This is a genomic window from Bifidobacterium choloepi (assembly GCF_010667615.1).
Lineage (GTDB): Bacteria > Actinomycetota > Actinomycetes > Actinomycetales > Bifidobacteriaceae > Bifidobacterium > Bifidobacterium choloepi.
Map to the genome: position 1 here is coordinate 111,825 of NZ_VYSG01000003.1, position 17,948 is coordinate 129,772.

Annotated in this window: 14 protein-coding genes; 9 read left to right on the forward strand and 5 right to left on the reverse strand. The window is 50.5% G+C overall.

The window, feature by feature from the left end; all coding sequences use genetic code 11:
- Nucleotide 1: 1 nt before the first annotated feature.
- From F6S87_RS07045 to F6S87_RS07055, 3 genes are read right to left on the reverse strand one after another with little or no spacing between them, the layout of a single operon-like run.
- A complete protein-coding gene (locus F6S87_RS07045; RefSeq protein ID WP_163227950.1) occupies nt 2-1,300 on the reverse strand; it encodes a hypothetical protein in 1,299 nt (432 codons plus the stop codon).
- Nucleotides 1,301-1,317: 17 nt separating this feature from the next.
- Nucleotides 1,318-2,208, reverse strand: coding sequence for a glycosyltransferase (locus F6S87_RS07050; RefSeq protein WP_163227951.1), 891 nt, complete (start codon nt 2,206-2,208; stop codon nt 1,318-1,320).
- 2 nt (nt 2,209-2,210) lie between these two features.
- A complete protein-coding gene (locus F6S87_RS07055) occupies nt 2,211-2,978 on the reverse strand; it encodes a DUF4422 domain-containing protein (RefSeq protein ID WP_163227952.1) in 768 nt (255 codons plus the stop codon).
- Nucleotides 2,979-3,457: 479 nt separating this feature from the next.
- Between F6S87_RS07055 and rfbA the strand changes: the two genes are divergently transcribed.
- From rfbA to F6S87_RS07090, 7 genes are all read left to right on the forward strand, one after another.
- Entirely contained in the window at nt 3,458-4,345 is an 888-nt protein-coding gene (gene rfbA / locus F6S87_RS07060; protein WP_163228065.1) for a glucose-1-phosphate thymidylyltransferase RfbA, read from the forward strand.
- A gap of 112 nt (nt 4,346-4,457) precedes the next feature.
- Nucleotides 4,458-5,885 (forward strand): polysaccharide biosynthesis tyrosine autokinase, encoded by a 1,428-nt coding sequence (locus F6S87_RS07065; RefSeq protein ID WP_163227953.1) that lies wholly within the window; start codon nt 4,458-4,460, stop codon nt 5,883-5,885.
- Between the two features lie 99 nt (nt 5,886-5,984).
- Nucleotides 5,985-8,009: a DUF4012 domain-containing protein gene (locus F6S87_RS07070; RefSeq protein ID WP_231129433.1), complete on the forward strand. Its 2,025-nt coding sequence runs from the start codon at nt 5,985-5,987 to the stop codon at nt 8,007-8,009.
- A gap of 78 nt (nt 8,010-8,087) precedes the next feature.
- Nucleotides 8,088-9,296, forward strand: coding sequence for an NAD-dependent epimerase/dehydratase family protein (locus tag F6S87_RS07075; protein ID WP_231129434.1), 1,209 nt, complete (start codon nt 8,088-8,090; stop codon nt 9,294-9,296).
- A 91-nt stretch (nt 9,297-9,387) separates the two neighbouring features.
- Nucleotides 9,388-10,518 (forward strand): glycosyltransferase family 2 protein, encoded by a 1,131-nt coding sequence (locus tag F6S87_RS07080; RefSeq protein WP_163227954.1) that lies wholly within the window; start codon nt 9,388-9,390, stop codon nt 10,516-10,518.
- Nucleotides 10,518-11,492 (forward strand): glycosyltransferase family 2 protein, encoded by a 975-nt coding sequence (locus F6S87_RS07085; protein WP_163227955.1) that lies wholly within the window; start codon nt 10,518-10,520, stop codon nt 11,490-11,492. Before F6S87_RS07080 ends, F6S87_RS07085 begins: the two co-directional genes overlap by 1 nt.
- Nucleotides 11,459-12,628: a glycosyltransferase gene (locus F6S87_RS07090; protein WP_163227956.1), complete on the forward strand. Its 1,170-nt coding sequence runs from the start codon at nt 11,459-11,461 to the stop codon at nt 12,626-12,628. The genes F6S87_RS07085 and F6S87_RS07090 overlap by 34 nt, the downstream gene beginning before the upstream one ends.
- A gap of 30 nt (nt 12,629-12,658) precedes the next feature.
- On the opposite strand, the gene F6S87_RS07095 is transcribed toward F6S87_RS07090, so the two are convergent.
- Both F6S87_RS07095 and F6S87_RS07100 read right to left on the reverse strand, forming a co-directional pair.
- Nucleotides 12,659-13,729: a glycosyltransferase family 2 protein gene (locus F6S87_RS07095; protein WP_163227957.1), complete on the reverse strand. Its 1,071-nt coding sequence runs from the start codon at nt 13,727-13,729 to the stop codon at nt 12,659-12,661.
- A complete protein-coding gene (locus tag F6S87_RS07100) occupies nt 13,713-15,299 on the reverse strand; it encodes a flippase (protein ID WP_163227958.1) in 1,587 nt (528 codons plus the stop codon). Before F6S87_RS07100 ends, F6S87_RS07095 begins: the two co-directional genes overlap by 17 nt.
- Nucleotides 15,300-15,530: 231 nt before the next feature.
- Between F6S87_RS07100 and F6S87_RS08885 the strand changes: the two genes are divergently transcribed.
- Nucleotides 15,531-16,619 (forward strand): glycosyltransferase, encoded by a 1,089-nt coding sequence (locus F6S87_RS08885; protein WP_331270777.1) that lies wholly within the window; start codon nt 15,531-15,533, stop codon nt 16,617-16,619.
- Between the two features lie 12 nt (nt 16,620-16,631).
- Nucleotides 16,632-17,924 (forward strand): glycosyltransferase family 4 protein, encoded by a 1,293-nt coding sequence (locus tag F6S87_RS07110; RefSeq protein WP_163227960.1) that lies wholly within the window; start codon nt 16,632-16,634, stop codon nt 17,922-17,924.
- Nucleotides 17,925-17,948: the final 24 nt, after the last annotated feature.

Sequence of the window (17,948 nt, forward strand, 5' to 3'; positions counted from 1 at the left end):
ATTAAATATTTCCAGTCTGCATTGCTGCAATTGAATTTTTTGCCTTTTTTTCGAAGGTTATTAAATAACAAAAAGCGAGGGAGAAAATGAATATTGCGTCGGTTTGTACTACTGCAAAGATGAAAACAAAGACGACAAATAAAATAAAATAGCGATCTTGCCAATTACGGCTTTTGGCGATACCTAAGATTAGGGGGATGATTGCGCATAATCCCAACAAGATCCCACCGTGAATGAGCAGATACAGGATTCCGCTTGTATAGCCCAATCCGGCTCGGAAAAAGATCATATAATTCGACCAAATGAAATCATCGGAATTCAGGCCATGACCAAAAAATGGATTGTCAAGCCATATTTGTGTCCCGTAAATCAAATCTGCGAAATGGGTTTTACCTGAATGTGTATCAGAGATCTTCTCATTTATTGCAGAAGTCAAATAAATGACAGCGAAGAAAACAATAATAGTTGCTAAAAAGAGCCAAAAATATCGAATGACGGTTTTTCGTTTTTGAATTGTATTTTGATATATTTTAGGCAACCAAAGCATCGCTAGGTATATCAGCGAACCGGTAGATAGAGTTGTCAGCAAAGTAATGGAAACAATGATGCTGCAGAAGCGGTTCTCCTTTTCGCGGATATAAATATTTAACGCCAGAATAATTCCTAAAAAAGCGGCATACATAGGGGGTTCAGAAAAGACGCCACAATTCCGCCAGAATAGCGTAGAACCAACGTACATCTGCTGCACATTGTAATAGAGATTGTAGTAAGAGTAGATGGTGCCATTATCTGCCCAAAGCATCGGAAGAGTTTTCGATGCCTGCAATCCAGCAAAATTACTGAGGCTCCAGAATACTAGGGAGATAAGTGCAATAAGAGTACCGAACCAAGTCAAAGAGACAAGTATGCCTCGGCGGACAATGTCATAACCACGACAAATGAATCCTCCAGCCATTAAGGGGAGTGCTACGGTATATTGTATCCAAATACCGGAGGAAAAGCTGCCATCACTATGAACGGCTGCCAAGAGAAGCTGAATTACAAGAGTGCAACTAGCAAGTAGGATGACAATTAGTGTTGTCCTTTGCCAGACATCGCGATGGAGAAGCAAACCCAAAAGGAAATATAATCCACTAGAAATTGCAAGTGCGAAGCAGGATGCGGCGAATTTTCCGTATCCCAAAGCATAAACGCTGTTGGCGTTGAATACTATTGCAATAATTAATAAATAATCACATAAAGTAATGATTATTGATAGCGGAAAACCAACTTTTTTGGTGTTGCTCTTATCTAAAGTCATGTACAATCCTGACAAGGTTATTCCTGGACTGGCTTTATTTTTGCTTTCAGACCGTCTCTGATTCCTTGGCAATATGCTCGCATCTTTGCCCATTTATTATTTTCAAATAATAAAGAGAGGAGCATGAGTGGCGGTATCTCTATTAATGATTCGAAATGGGTATGATGCCAATATTTGCGAGCATAGATAATACGGTTTTTTGTTTGGTAATAACACCGTTGCGGAGAATATCCCAGCCTAAACACCGGTTCCCACTGCACCTTACCTTGCCTTCTTCTGGGCAACTTTATCGGGGTCTTCTCCGACTTTCCTTTTTCATGGATAAGATACGTCTCATTGGTCCGAATTATTTTCTTACCGTGTAAGAGCATTCGCTCATCGAAATCGAAATCAACATAATCGATGAAAAGGGCTTCATCAAAACCGCCAGCTGCAATTCCATCAGCAATATTCACTAACGATCCGGAAGTAATAGCCCCGTGATGAGCACCATGCTGGACATTTTCAATAGGGGGTAAATTTTTCCTTCGGTATTCTTCCTGTGTTGTTCGATTACGATCGAGGATATATGGGCAAACAATCGCAGTCGAGTCAGAGAGATGCCTCGTGAGAATATCAACCATGCCATCAGATGCTACGCTGTCCTGATCCAAAAATAGAATCTGACTGAATCCCGACCGGCGCGAATATTTCAAAAGTGAGTTGAGGGCCGCGGCAATCCCCTTATTGTCGTCTGACCATATCACTTCGGCGGGGTCAAAGTCTGTTAAAAGGCGTGAAATTTCTTTTGCATTTTTTGACCCGTTATCGAAGACATAGATCTTTGACACTTGAGGTTTAATTGCCTCAAGATTTGCCTTAAGGCGCTTGATTTCCGGATTGAAGGTTACGATACCAGCGCAAATCATATTTAAATCCTATGCTCAATTAGTATTTCTTTTACTTTTCTCTTTATTGCTTCAGCCCACCATGTGTCGTCATTTTTATATACTGGGTAATATTTGCATTTTAACTTTTTAGCGTCGACCCAGACATTCAACAATCTCTCAGATAGAAAACCGAATAGGCGGCGATTGTAATCGGAATATTTTTCCACATCTACTTCTGCTTCAACATGGCTTAAAATATCAAAGAGCCACTGCATGTATTCGGAAAATAGGCAAGAGGGCAGAACAAACATGTTGTAGCAGCACAAAGCATGCCCTTTCATTACCTTTTCAAATGAGGGAACGAATTCAGGATATAGCTGATCTATGATTCTCTTAGTCAGGGCCAAATCCTCGGCGTAATGGTATTCGCAAAATTGTTCTTGCACTGACTGACGTAGAATCCACGGCTCAGGCAGAACGGCATCATACGTTTGAAGGTCCCTTGACAATTGTCTGATTGAAACGATGCTCTTCTTTGTCGTGGACGTATAGAAAAACCGGCGGTAGTGCACAAATCCTATATTGTGGTTTTTAATGTTGTAATTTTTCCAAACCCAATATTGTGCTGTTAACTCGCAGTATTCCTTATTCTTGTCGGAAATATTAGTTCCCACATTATCTTTTAACAATATCTTGGCATTATTTTTTGAGGCTCCGGCCAAGATGGGAAAATAGCCTTCTTGGGGTTGAACGATAATGTCTCGATGGGCAACAATGAACATTGTCGTTTCTTGCGGAGCCTGAGTCATTACGTTCCTCTCAAATTGCAAATTATAAAGTTGCGTGATCGTCTTCGAAATATTCTAATGCTGATTAAACCAGATTGCCGTCATATTTACTTTTCCTCTAGGATTCTTTTTCTTCAAAATCGTGCGTCTGGGTCATAAACGAAGTACCTTCATATTTTCTTATGGAAATTTTTGTACTACGACCAATATGTATGAATTATTGATTCGTCATGGATTTAATTGGTCGATATTCTGTTTGGACTGGCATGGCTTCTTCCATTGGCGATGTCTGACAGCTGTACGGAAATTATCTTTCTTTGCTGCGATAAATGTCTTGGTGGAATATATTATTAAATATGTAATTGAGCGAAATAAAAGGTTGGAAAAATATGGTCATGGCCTGACCTGAATTAATTGCAAAGAAGATGAGGATGAATGAAAGAAGGCTGTATTATCTTGATACGCTTTCTTTCATTAGTTTTTCCGAAGAAAGAAGTGCCATGAAGGGAATTGTTCTTGCCGGTGGCTCGGGCACGCGACTGTATCCTTTGACGACGGTCACCTCAAAGCAGTTGCTACCGGTGTATGACAAGCCAATGATTTTTTACCCGCTAAGCGTGCTAATGATGGCTGGCATTCGCGAAATATTGATTATTTCGACGCCTGCCGATTTGCCTAATTTTAAGCGTTTGCTTGGAGATGGTACGCGTTACGGCTTAAACCTTTCATATTTGGAACAACCAAATCCTGACGGTCTTGCGCAGGCTTTTATTCTGGGTGAAGATTTTATCGCCGGTGAACCGTGTGCACTGGTGCTTGGTGACAATATTTTTTATGGTAACGGCTTAGGTTGCTTGCTTCGAAAAGCCGCGACGTCAGGTCGTGGCGCAACTATTTTTGGTTATTACGTTGATGATCCGGAACGTTATGGCGTAGTGGAATTCGACGAAAATCATAAGGCTGTCAATATTGTTGAAAAACCTAAGAAGCCGGCCTCAAATTATGCGGTAACTGGTCTCTATTTTTATGATGAGAGAGTCTGCGAATTTGCAAAGCAAGTCAAGCCTTCTCCTCGCGGAGAGTTGGAAATCACCGATCTTAATGAGATGTATCTGAAGGACGGGTCTCTTACGGTTCAAACGTTAGGAAGGGGCTACGCCTGGTTGGACACGGGCACGATGGATAGCTTGTTCGAAGCGGGAGAATTTGTGCGCACGATTGAACGAGCTCAGGGATTACCCATATCTGTTCTCGAAGAAATTGCGTTTGAAAATGGTTGGATTGATAAAAAATGTCTAGAAGAGGCTGCTGAAAAATACGGGAAAAGTCCTTATGGGAAGCATCTTCATGATGTGGCACAAAACCGTTTTTTTATAAACCATAAATAACTTTTCGAAGATATTCGTATCAGTTTTATAATTGTTTAGGATTTCGTGAAACTATTATCTAAGTAGGGAATATGGTGTCGCTTTGAAACAGAATAATGCAGACGTAAGTCTTATGAGTTTTTTCCATATGGTGTATAAGCATATCGTAATTGCTTGTATTACTTTCGCCATTGTCCTAATAGGGACATGCCTCTATACTTTTCTTGTCCCTACTAAGTATTCCGCTACGGTGAAAATGTTCGCAACGTATAGCGATGTGTCTGGAAATGGTTCAGATAATTACTCAAATTTAAATAATGCGGGCACGTATATTAGCAGTCAGATTAAGTCGTACCCTTCCTTGGTCACTACGTCCGCCGTTCTTGATCCGGTAATCACCAAGCTCGGACTTGATACGACTGCCTCGGACTTAGCGAAGCAGATCGAGGCGACGAATCCTTCCAATACAGCGTTCATTGATATTACTGTTACCGATGAGAATGCGGCTGAATCTGCTGCCATCGCAAATGCGGTAGCTGAATCCCTAAGTACTGTTATTCAGCAGTCGCTGTATTCCTCAGGATCGCAATCACCAATTAAGATTACGACGGTTGAATCTGCTCAGATCCCCACGGTTGCCAGTTTCCCGAATGTTAAATTGAATATAGCTTTCGGCATTTTTGCGGGAATAGTTTTAGGCGTTCTTGTCGCGCTTTTACGTGATCTTCTTAGCACTAAAATTCAGAATGAAAATGAGTTGATCAGCTATATTGACGCTCCGGTGCTTGGTCGTATTCCTGAGAGTGGATTATTACTGGATTCCATGCCTATTGTCATTGAAGAACCGGGTGGCCCTATTGCTGAAGATTATCGTCGTATTTGTACGAATTTGTCTTTCATCGCACCCGTTTCTGGCACGAATTCTCGCCTTATTGTAATTTCGGCAGTCGGCACGAATGAAGGAAAAACAACGACCTCCGTCAATATTGCGGCAGCACTAGCGGAGAGTGGTTCAACGGTTCTGCTAATTGATGCCGATCTTCGTCATCCTTCGGTTGCTAAAAAGCTTGAGATTGATGGTTCTGCAGGTTTGGCGCATGTTTTGTCGGGACAGGCGGCCGTCAAGGACGTGGTGCAGCGGTATTGGAAGCCGAATCTGCATATCATGCCGGCTGGGCCAAAACCGCCGAACGCGGCTACGCTGCTCAATTCGCCGATCATGACGGAGCTGCTCAACCATGCGCTGCATCAGTATGACTATGTCATTGTGGATACGGCTCCGATGATCGTGGCTAATGAAGCGGCCTTATTTGCCAAGCAGGGCGGCGGCTTAGTGTTGATTTCACGTCGCGGAATGACTTTGAAGAAGCAATTCGTGGAGACGGCAGACGAATTGCGCAATTTAGACGTATCTGTTACGGGTTTTGTGTTTACTTGGGCTAAGGCCGATAAGAAGGCTTTGGCTGGTAGCAGCTATTACTACTACACGAGCGCTGATGGATCGCACGAGCACCATCATGAGCACCGCAGTTCGAGCAGCAGTCACAAGGTCGTAGATTAACGCTCGGTACTCCAAGGCCGTTGAGGCTCGCTTCAACGGCCTTCTTCCATGTGACGTAACAGGTATTTGCAGAATACAAGGTTGGGAAGGTGCGCAGATATGGACCCGATGGATCAGTCTGCCAATACGGAACGCAATGAATCGAATAGCGACTGGATCGACGATGTCCAGTGGGCGAAGCCGCGGAAGCATCATCACCATCATCATGAGTCGACAAATAGAAGTGGCGACGGCCATGGGCACGACCATCATCGGCCGATGAGCCGGAAGGAGCGGCGCAAGGCGGCCAAGAAGCGCAACAAGCGCAAGGTCTGGCCTTGGGTGCTCGGCATTGTCATTGTGTTGATCTTGGCGTTGGCTGCCGTAGGCGGATACTTCGGGTTGAAGTTCTACAAAGAAGCGCAGGAAGTCAAGGCGCACGAGGAGAAGGCGATCTCGCTGATCGGGAATATCTCGTCGGCGTCTGACCTCGACAACCTTTCCAGCCTGTCATCGAAGATTTCTGACGTGCAGAGCGAGACATCACAGGCGAAGGATATTGCGCATGGATCGTTATGGAATTTCATGGCGAAGCTGCTCTGGATCGGTGACGATGTCACGACGGTCCAGGGCATGACCGATGCCGTGGACACGATCGCTAATGGGGCCGTACCGCAGTTCATCGACGTCGTCAAGACGCTTGAATCGTCCTCGCTGACGACGGCGGATGGATCGTTGAACTTGCAACCAATTATCGACAGCCAAGCCAATATGAAGGCCGCCAACTCCGTGCTACAGACGCAGGTCGACGAATACAATTCGCTGCCGACGACGCATATCTCGACGGTGACGAAGGCCTACGAAGCTGGACAAACCGAGCTGAACTCGCTGGCGACGACGATTAACCGGTTGTCGAATACGTTCGCCATGCTGCCGGGGCTGCTGGGCAGCGACGGCCAGCAGGACTACGCCGTCATGGCCGTCACGCAGTCGGAACTTAGGTCGTCGGGCGGCCTGGTCGGGTCGGTCGGACTGATGACGACTGATGACGGACAGATTACCGTCGGTGACTTCCATTCCAATAGCGATTACATGGCTCAGTACAGCGGATCTGCCGACCTATCCAACGACGCGGCGAAGGTCTTCAAGGAGACCGGGCCGATGAAGATGTCGTTCGACATCCGCGACATTGCGGCGCTGCCGAATACCGCCGACGTCGCATCGGCAATGCGGTCCATCTGGAACAAGACGAGCTGGGGTGCCGGCACCACGCTCGACGGCGTGCTAGTGCTGGATCCTGTCTTCCTGCAGGAACTCATTGGCATCAATGGCAACGTGACGTTGTCCAACGGCACCGTGCTGACCGGCGAGAATACCGCCGAATACCTGCTCAATACTGTCTATGTCGATTACGGCAACAACAATGCCGCTCACAATGCCATCTTCGCCGAGACGGCGGAGGCTGCCATTGCCGAGATGTTCGACAACATGAACGTCGCCAAGCTCATCAAGACCGGCAATGCGCTGGCCGAGATGGCCGAGCAGCGGCACTTCTCGATGTATTCGTTTAACGAGGACATTGAGCAGAACATCGCGGCCGCCGGATTCACCGCGACGGTACCGTCGTCGGCTTCGTCGCCGACAATCGGCGTATATCTCAACGAGCAGCAGGGCTCGAAGATGGGCTGGTACCTCGAGCGCAAGGCGACGATCACGACGAACTCGTGCGGTTCCGACAACACGACCGCCGGCGCGTCCTACCACGTCGACTATGTGCTGACGAATACGATGACGACCGAGGAAGCCGCGTCGCTGCCGACGTACATTACCGGCACCACGAAGGGACAGGAAGGATGGCTGCTGGAGAAGACGCTGATCTACGGACCCGTCGACGGCGCGATCTCCGGACTGACGATCACCGGCAGTGGCTCCGCGACCACGCCGACGCAGGTCTCGATGGACGGCTCCGAGCCGTATATGTCCACGATCACGCTCAAGCCGGGACAGACGATGACGATTTCGTTTGACGTGAGGGTGTCTTCTTCCGCCACTTCCGTGCTGGCGGTGGACCAGACGCCACTCAACTCTACCGAGACCAATGTCACTTACGAAGGGAAGACGTGCGCGGTGGCGAGCGGGAAGTGAAGGGCCTCTAGAGCTTTCTTCCTCCTGAGCGTTATAAACCCGAGCTGGCAGCTCGGGTTTATAACGCTCAGCATTTATTTGGTATTTGGAACTCCGGTAAAAATTGCGCTGCAGCTTTCCGTTACGATCGCTGGACCTTTACGCTTGATTGTCATGGAGACCACATCAACGACGACGGCCACCGTTAAGCATCATCTTGATCTTGCGGGTCGCACTGTTCTCGTAACGGGCGCGGCCGGCTTCATCGGTGCTGCGCTATGCCGTCGGCTCGTTGAGCAGTTTGACGATATTACTGTCGTCGGTGTTGACAACTTCAATGATTATTACGACGTCTCATTGAAGGAATCCCGTGTCCTCGACATTGAATGTGCAGTTGATGCTCGTCGATGCCTCGCTGTGGAAGATAATGATGCAGATGCACGGTTTGAACTCCGTCGAGGGAACATCGCTGATCGGGACTTTGTGAATGCTGTATTCGATGAGACAAGACCCTCTATCGTCGTTAATCTTGCTGCCCAGGCTGGCGTGCGCAACTCGATCGACCAGCCGGAACGCTATGTCGAGTCGAATATCGTTGGCTTCTTCAATGTGCTCGAGGCTGTGCGAAACCATCCGGTAGATCATTTCGTCTTTGCCTCGAGCTCGTCGGTATATGGCAAGAATCGTGTTGTTCCGTTCTCGACCGAACATTGCACCGACCAGCCGGTCAGCCTCTACGCGGCTACCAAGAAGAGCAACGAACTTCTCGCGTATTCGTACAGCGAACTGTACGACATCCCAACTACGGGACTTCGATTCTTCACCGTGTATGGCCCGGCTGGCCGGCCAGACATGGCCTACTTTTCGTTCGCCGACAAGCTAACGCGCGGCGAAAAGATCCAGGTGTTCAACTACGGCGACTGCGAGCGCGATTTCACCTACATCGACGACGTTGTGGAAGGAATCGTGCGTGTGCTTGCTGCAGCTCCAGTCATCACGATAAGTCGTTCACCCTTTGCGATATACAACATCGGGAAGGGACATCCCGACAAGCTGGTGAAGTTTATCATTCTGCTGGCTGATGAGCTTAAGCGGGCCGGAGCGGTCGCGCCCTGTTTTGATGCGTCTGCGCACTTGGAGTTTCTTGATGCGCAACCCGGCGATGTCCCCGTTACATTTGCGGATACAGTGCCGTTCGAACGTGACTTTAGTTACTGTCCATCCACGTCGCTGAAAGACGGGCTGGAAGCATTCGTCCAATGGTATGTTGCCGCCTGCGAACAACAGGGCAGGGGGCATGCGACATGATCGGCGTTGTCTTGTGGCGTTTCCGACGTCCTCCGTTGCGTGTGCGCGTGAGGGAGCTTCGCCTCGTTTCTGATGGACAGGAGACGAACACGTGAGCTACCTGAATATGGCTGCGGAGCGCAGCCATGCTCATCGGCCATTGTTATCAATCATCGTGCCGGTCTACAACCAGGAACGCTATCTTCCTGACATCCTCGTCAGTATCCTGAATCAGACGTTTCAGAATTTCGAAGTGATTGTCGTTGACGACGGGTCGACAGATGGTTCCGCTGAGATTATTCGTCATTTCGCCGATATGCATGAGCAGTTTATTCTTCTCAGCCATTCGACGAATCAGGGTTTGCCGACAGCCCGGAATTCCGGTATTGACCGTGCGCGCGGCGACTGGATTACGTTCATTGATCCCGATGACTACGTTGTCGACGACTATCTTGAACATCTTGCGGATTTTGCCGTCGAAGCGCCGACAGCTGACATCATTTCTACCGATGCCTTCAGCGATGACAATGGAGTGGTTCGACGGGAGCATTTCTTATCTGGTCCCGTCCACTTCGATGCCTCCGCCTCCGGCGATACCTGGAAAGTGCCGTTGTTCGCGAACCTATTGGTCACTCGGTCAGTCAATGGCGTTGTGCCGCGCTGTGGTTTTGCGGTGACCTGGGCCAAACTATACCGTCGCGACTTCCTCAACAAGTTCGGTCTGCGAGACGACCCGTTCTTGCTTCGCAAGCAGGATTTGGTGTTGAATACCAAGGTCCTGTATCGGTGTCGAGAGTTTGTCCATCACAGCTACGCCGGATACCACTACCGTCTTGACGGCATATCCTCCCGCATTACCAATGCCGTGCATCACGGACTGTACCTGAGAGCGTTGCGTGAGGAGCTTCGGCTGCTGCGAGAATGGAAGTTGCTTGGCCATCCGTGCATCCGCCGAAGCTGGTCGGAGTTGGTCGTTCAGTCAACATTCCGCGAACTTAGGTTGCTGATGGACGAAGAGCGGTATTCTGGCATGATCGCAATGATCAGTCATGGACGCCGCTACTCCAAAGACGTTGCCGATATTCTTGCGTCCATCGACATCAGGTCACTTGGCAAACGTCAGCAACTCCAGTACGTGATGCTGAGGTGCCCGGTCCTGATACTGCCGCTTTTCGAATTCTTCTCCCGCTGCCGTCGGCGGCGAAGTAACTCGCTCTCCCGGCCGTCAGAAAGGATCTTGTAATGTCCGACAACATAACTGTTCCCAACGCTTTCTCAACATGTGGCTCATCGCCAAGTGTCACTATCGTCATTCCCACGTATCGGCGTTCATTGTCGCTCCTCCAACGGGCGGTGGATTCGGTGCTGATGCAACGCTATGACGGGCCGATGGAATTGATCATCGTCGACGACAACCACGGCGACGAGTTTGCGTCCTCTGTTGCAGATTTCGTCACTTCTATTGACATTGACGATCGTTTCCGTGTTATGCTGCTCGTCAACGATGGAATCAACGGTGCCGCTCGCGCTCGCAATCTTGCCCTTGCGGGGAAAACTCGGGGAAAGTACATCGCCTTTCTTGACGATGATGATTACTGGATAGACGAAGACAAGCTCGCCAAACAGGTGGCGGCTCTCGAAGTTGATGAGGAAGCGGTCCTGACATTTTCTCATGGATATTATGAGGAGGACGATGGCGACAGGACGCCTTACTTTACTGTCTCATTCCAGTCCTCACAGCCTACGCTGGCCGACATGCTGGAAAACGACTGCGTCGGTACCCCCTCCCAAGTACTGATTCGCAAAACCGCATTGGACCGAACAGGAGGATTCAACACCAGCCTTCCTGTTCAAGACGACTACGAACTATGGGTACGACTTCGTCAATGTGGCACCTTTATTAGATTGCCGGAATACACTTTCGTCCGCTCCCGGCATGCCGGAGAGCATGTGACAGGTTTTGCCGGCGATCGGGCTCGCGCTTATGCGCAAATCCTCGCCATTCATCGAGATGTGTATGGGATGGTTCCAATGGCTTGGGGGCACGTCGCCTTGATGCAGCGACGCTATGCACGGCAATCTCATGGTGCCGTCGCCCCGGTCTCCGTCAAGAATCACTGGCGGCCCATTGCACAGTATGTGCTCAAGCATCCAAGGGGATATCTCGCCATGCGACGTGATGAATGGCGAGCCAACCGCAAATCGATGATCACTTGAAATCACTGATAGAAAGACCGCTTATGCCTTCCAATCCACGCCTTTCCGTCATTGTTCCTGTCTATCGCATCAGGGACGACTATCTCGCCACGTGCCTGGACAGTCTGATCAGCCAGACTCTCTATCGCGAGAACGCCATGGAAATCATTGTCGTCATCGACGGTACGCCAAATCCCCGGACCATCGAGATCTGCAAGCGGTATGAAAAGTCAGCCGTGGAAACCGATGGTGCTTTATGCGTGATTCAGCAGCCTAATCAGGGTGTTTCGGTTGCACGAAATACTGGCATGACCCGTGCTCGCGGACAATGGATTGCTTTTGTCGACGCCGACGACTGGTGCGAGGCTACCATGTTCGAGACCCTGGTGCGGCAGGGAGAAATCGGTGCCCCGACTCCCGATGTCATCGTATGCAATGCCCTCATCGAGGATGAAGATCAGGTCATTGTCAATCACTTTTTCCCGATACCGGATTGCCCGACAAGCTCTGGACAGCCGACTTTCTGCTGGGATGAGACAACAAAGTTGCACGCTCTTCTCCAGCTGTTCGGCAAGAACAAGTTCCATAACCCCGAGGTCATGAATATCGGCGTTCCCTGGGCCAAGTTGTACAACGCCGACTTCTTGCGCCGGAATAGCCTGACTTTTCTCCCCGAGCTCCTGCGCATGCAGGACAATATTTTCAATCTCTATGCGTTTCACTATGCCGAGAGAGTCACCTATTTTCCGGAAGCACTGTATCACTTTCGCCGGTTCCAACCTGGCAAAAGGGGCGAATACTCGGAAAACTTCGCCGGGCATCTTGAAAAGGTCCTCGTGGCGTCGACCCATTTCTTGGCGGAGACCATCTCGACAAGAACACCAGACGAGCAGGCCACCTTACAACATGCGCTCAAGATTAAAACGGTCCAGGGCATTCGCTTGTGTCTGGAACTCGACATGTTTCATCCGGACAATCCGGACTCGTTCGTAGCCCAGAAGAAAAAACTGAGGAGCCTTGTCGCAAGAGAACCGTATAGCACGTCTCTTCGTTCCCTGAAGATCACTGCAAGCCCAGCTTCTACGCTGGCATTTGCAGCCATGCTTCGGTTGGGAATGTTCAGAGTATTGAAATTCCTCGTCAGATCTAGGTCGTAGCATGCAGGGCACTGGGGGAATCGCCTTGCCTCATATTCCTGCTCCGCGCCGAGTCCTTCCCGGTCTGCACCACCGGTAAAACCGGAGCATGGCAGTATAGGCGGGTGTGCACCAGCCGAGCGCTAGAAACTGGATGCATCGTTCCTTCGGCATGGGTGCTCCTGCCTGGGCAAGCGCCAACCGTACCTTCTTGAAATTGGCCCGAATAAACGGGCGGAGTTCCGTCTCCAGCTTGCGAAGCAGCCGGTCTTCTTTCTCGGTTGCCGTAGCTCCGCGCTTCCACTGATTCAGCGCTCCGCCGACCGCCTTCATGTACCCGTATTGCGCATACGGTACGGATGACGGATACTTGATGTTCACTAAGTCCAGCATCTTTTGGGCGGCCAAGGCTCCCGATAATGACACATGCGGGCTCTCGGATAGGCTATCGCTACGGATCCGGTAATGATATAGCCGCTGCGTATCATAAACGATCGTCGTGGCGGCGTCGATTGCCCAGTAGGATGCTTCCACATCCTCGCCGCCACGCCATTCTTCGTTGAAATGGAAAAGCGGTTCGATAGGCCCGGTATCGCCTGTGAAGAACAGGTCGCGTCGAACCAGTTTGTTCCACATGGCCACGCCTAGTCGTCCGACATTGATCTCGCGGAACGCGGCCGCCGAATCCATGACGCTGTATTCGCCCAACGGAAACTGCGAATATCGGTTTCCGTCGTCAAATTCATCCCAACTCGCGATGACAGATAATTGTGCATCTTCCCGCAGGGCATTAGCCACCATGGTTTCGATCATCGTCGATTCCAGCCAGTCATCGGGATCGACGAAGATGAGATATTCTCCTCTCGCACATTGCGCTGCGACATTTCTGGCGCTGGCGGACCCGCCGTTGGGTTTGTCGACAACGATAATCCGATTATCGTGCTGCGCCCATTGACGGCAAATGTCTCCGCTGGCGTCAGGTGAACCGTCATTGACCAACAGGATCTCGAGGTTGCGGTACGTCTGTTCCGTCACTGTCTTGAGGAAATAGTCGAGAAATCGCTCGACGTTGTACACCGGCGCGATCACCGTCACCAATGGTCCATCAGTACGCTTGGTCAACTTTCTCCTCCTCCAGTGCGAGCTCTCGCGAAGTCGTGTCTGCGAAATCATGCGGGCGCGATTCCTCCTTCCGGAAGATGAATCGTGCCGCGGTCACCTGCCTGCGCAAACGTGTGGATACGGTACGAAGCAGTCCCATGACGAAACGCTCGCGCATAATGACCAGTGACATGCCATAAACAGCAGCAATGACGGCGCCGTCAATGACGATCTCCAGAAGATAGTGACAGCCTCCGAGGTATCCATCGATGAAAAGACCGCAGCACATGGCCAATCCGGCACTGATCACGCTCTTCCACGGATCAAGCCACGCAAGGATGACACGCAGTTCTTTTCGTAGAACGACCAGACGCATTGACAATGAAACGGTTTCATACAGCAACACTGACACGGCGGCTCCGAGAATACCGAACGTTGGAATGAGTATGAGGGCGAACACGATCTGCACCACGAGGCCGACAACGTTGAGCGTGGCGGCTGTCTTGTCCCGATTGGTCGACACAAGATAGTTGGTCAGCGTCGCGGCCGAGGCTGACAACAAGGGAACCCACGCGGTGACGATGAGTGCTGGGCGACCAGCGAGGTAGTCGGCACCCCCGAGAAACAGGATGATGGGATTTGCGCACACTGTCAACATGACTCCTGCCGCAAGTGCCATCATGATGAGTAAATTGAAATTCTTGGCGAGGAGGTCCAGTGTTTTCCTCCGTTCTCCGTGACCCTCATGGTAGGAGAATCGGGGGAGCATGACACCGCCTACGGAATCGACGGCGGCAAATGAGAAGCTACGTACCTTGAGAACTATGGAATAACAGCCGACAAGGGCATCCGGCAGGAAGAAGCCGCAAACAAGCATGTCCGCGTTACTTCGCATGCCACTGGCCATGCGGTTGATTGAATACCATACCATGGGCCTGAGGTGCCGTACGCAGTTGAAACCGGAGAGGTTCTGGAAGCTGACATACTTGTGGAGGCGTGCAATATTGAAGATGTTGGTGCCGACTGTGCCGGTGCACAGCACGATGGCATACTGCACCGCGTCATTAGCGTGCCGGACCAGAGCGAACATCAATATCAGCGACACCAGCTTGCACAGGATACTACGGGCGGTGATGTACCCGTATTGCTCAATGGATTGGTAGAACCATTCGTATCCGCATGACGTCAGCATGATATTCACGCCGAAGATAAGAGAGATCCATATGTTCTCCCGAGCTTGTGGGACCAAAGCGACTGCGGCAACGTACAATGCGAGCGCCATTGTCATTGCGCATATCTGTAATAGGGCGAGCTCGACCATGGTCCGGTTTAGCAATCGCGAATTGTCCCGAATCTTGGCGCATTCCCGTTGGCCATACAGCGAAAAGCCCAGACCGGCAATTACGGAAAAATACGAGGCGAAGGACACGGCCCATGCCACCATGCCCAGCCCTTCCGGAGAAAGGATGCGTGCTACATACGGCGTGGTGATGAGCGGGAAAACGAACGATGACGTCGTCAGGATGAGGTTCATGGCGACGTTGTATCTGACCGACCGAATTTTTGGCTTGCACTGGGTTGACTGCACCATTACTCCTCACCCTCATCGGCACCATCGTACCGGTGCAAGTTGCTGTAATGGGGATTCGCCCACGATATTTGCGGACTCTGCAAATGCTTGTTGTAATGCTTTTTCTGTTCGCTTTCAGCCCTTTACGATGGAAAACCGAACCAGAAGATCTCGGCGACGATTTCACCAAAGAAGGCGGATATCATTATCATGCACAGTCAGCCCATTCATGTCATGCATGTCATGGGAGGCATGACCGGCGGAGGAATCGAATCCGTCGTCCTCAACTATTGCCGCCACATGGATCCTCGAAGGGTGGTGTTCGACTTCCTTGTCCACGACCATTCTCCGGTTTTGCCGGTCCGGGACATGACAATTCATGGCGGCCGAATCTTTACCGTTCCGTCTTATGACAGGTACCCTGTCCAGTATTTACGCGAATGCGAGCGCATCTTCCGTCGGGAGCATCCCGATATCGTTCATGCCCATATGAATGCGTGGAATGTGTTGTCATTAGGAATGGCACATGTAGCTGGAGTGCCTATCCGTGTTGCCCATAGTCATACTACAAGCAACGCTACGGGATCCGCGAGGAGCATGATCAAGTCTTTAATAACGAAACCTTGGTCTCGTTCCCATGCCACTCATTATGCGGCTTGCACTGCGCAGGCAGCTTCGTGGCTTTTCGGTGCACATCATCTGTCGCAGGTGTTTCTCATGCGCAATGCAGTCGAACCTGGTCGTTTTGCCTTCGATGCACATGCGCGGAAAACGGTACGTCGTGAACTTGGCCTTACGGATGGCCAATTGCATATTGGCCATGTAGGTCGTTTTTCCTATCCGAAGAATCATCCCTTTATCCTGGATGTGTTTGCCGATCTGCTCCGCTGCAGACCAGATGCGCATCTGACTCTTGTCGGTGAGCAGAATGACGTGGACGTCCCTGCCCTCATTCGGGAACGGAATCTTGAACGCCATGTCACTGTTGTGGGATTCCGCAATGATGTTTCCGCCTACTATAGTGCGTTTGATGCGTTGCTCTTTCCCTCGCATTACGAGGGTTTCGGCATGGTTGGCGTGGAGGCGCAGGCCAATGGGCTGCCCGTCCTCATGAGTTCCAATATTTCCATGGATGCCGATTTAGTCCCTGGCCTTGTCAAGCACCTACCCTTGGAGGCCGACGTCACTCTGTGGAGTCAGACGCTCGAAAAACTCGCTTATGATCACGTCGGCAACCGTGATGATGCGGCATATGCTGCGACTGTTGCTGAGCGGGGATATGGCATCCAGGCCAATGCCGAATCGCTGATGCAGTGGTATGAATCATTGCTTGTCACCTAGGAGAAGACCTTAATGAAAACTCGGGATCATCAGATGGGAACGTTACCGCAGGTAGCCCTTATTACTGGTGGCACATTGCCGGTGCCGAATGTGCAGGGTGGCGCCATCGAGTCGTTGGACATGCTGCTCATTGAAGAAAATGAAAAGCAAGCTGTATGCCACTTCACTGTTTTCTCCGTTTGGAATCCCGCCATTGAGCAATTCCTTCGGGACCGAGGTCCATATCGCCACACTTCATTCGTTTTCATCAAGACTCCCAGACTCTTTCATGTGGGAGACCACGTCATGTACAGGCTGGCAAAGGCCGCTCATCGTGCCAACTTGATGGGGTACAAGTACATTCTGCAACGACTCTGGTTTCTGCGTCAGGTCAGTCTTCATTTGGCCAGGGCGAATGCTGAATTCCACAAGGTGATCATTGAAAACAGCGCTGCCTCGTTTCGCATCTTCAAGAGACATGGCAACGGAGCTCAATATCTCGGCAATACGTATTTCCATTTGCACAACGAAGTCTTCCACGCGTTTGGTTGTCTCCGGGAACTACAGGAGATTCGCAAGGTCCTTGGCGTCTCGAAGTACATTACGGACAATTTCCATAATTATTTGCTGTCCCAAGGAGGGCGAGGGCTGCTTGAGAAGCAACGAGGAGTCTGCCATAACGGAATTGACACTGCAGGGTTCGGCACTGCCAAGGCAATCCGGGAAGCCAGGAATCTTCGTGCCAGGCATGGCATCGCGGAAGATGAGCTCGTGTTCTTTTTTGCTGGCCGCCTTACGGAAGACAAGGGTGCCAAGGAACTGGTGGAAGCCTTTATTGAGGTGGCCCGTAGTGTTCCCGAGGCCCGTCTGGTCGTTGCCGGAGCGTTCTTTTTCGATACTTCCATGAGCAGTGCCTATCAGGAAGAACTCCGCAAGCTGGCTTCTAATCCGCAGGTTAGGAATCGTATCACTTTTACCGGGTACATTGACCATGACGACATTCCTGCCGCCTACGCCATGGCCGATATCTGTGTCATGCCGTCGACTTGGCAGGAGCCTGCCGGCTTGACGATAATCGAATCATTGGCGGCCGGCAAGCCGTTGATCACCACGCGTTCCGGTGGCATTCCCGAATATGTTGATGACAGTTCGGCCATTCTGATCGATTGCAATGACGACTTGCGGAGTTCGTTGACGGATGCCATGCTGCGGCTGGCCACTGATCCGGATTTCAGGACTCGACTGGGGCGTCGGGGAAAAACCCGGGCATCACGCTATTCGGCTGCGGCCTATTACCGTCGGATTATCGATAGCGTGCTGGAGTAGAAAGTCCACGGTGACAAGCACCGT

Bases quoted from the DNA above. Each gene is read 5' to 3' on its own strand.
- F6S87_RS07045 (WP_163227950.1), bottom strand. From the start codon at position 1,300: ATGACTTTAGATAAGAGCAACACCAAAAAAGTTGGTTTTCCGCTATCA.
- F6S87_RS07050 (WP_163227951.1), bottom strand. From the start codon at position 2,208: ATGATTTGCGCTGGTATCGTAACCTTCAATCCGGAAATCAAGCGCCTT.
- F6S87_RS07055 (WP_163227952.1), bottom strand. From the start codon at position 2,978: ATGACTCAGGCTCCGCAAGAAACGACAATGTTCATTGTTGCCCATCGA.
- rfbA (WP_163228065.1), top strand. From the start codon at position 3,458: ATGAAGGGAATTGTTCTTGCCGGTGGCTCGGGCACGCGACTGTATCCT.
- F6S87_RS07065 (WP_163227953.1), top strand. From the start codon at position 4,458: ATGAGTTTTTTCCATATGGTGTATAAGCATATCGTAATTGCTTGTATT.
- F6S87_RS07070 (WP_231129433.1), top strand. From the start codon at position 5,985: ATGGACCCGATGGATCAGTCTGCCAATACGGAACGCAATGAATCGAAT.
- F6S87_RS07085 (WP_163227955.1), top strand. From the start codon at position 10,518: ATGTCCGACAACATAACTGTTCCCAACGCTTTCTCAACATGTGGCTCA.
- F6S87_RS07090 (WP_163227956.1), top strand. From the start codon at position 11,459: ATGGCGAGCCAACCGCAAATCGATGATCACTTGAAATCACTGATAGAA.
- F6S87_RS07100 (WP_163227958.1), bottom strand. From the start codon at position 15,299: ATGGTGCAGTCAACCCAGTGCAAGCCAAAAATTCGGTCGGTCAGATAC.
- F6S87_RS08885 (WP_331270777.1), top strand. From the start codon at position 15,531: ATGACCGGCGGAGGAATCGAATCCGTCGTCCTCAACTATTGCCGCCAC.
- F6S87_RS07110 (WP_163227960.1), top strand. From the start codon at position 16,632: ATGAAAACTCGGGATCATCAGATGGGAACGTTACCGCAGGTAGCCCTT.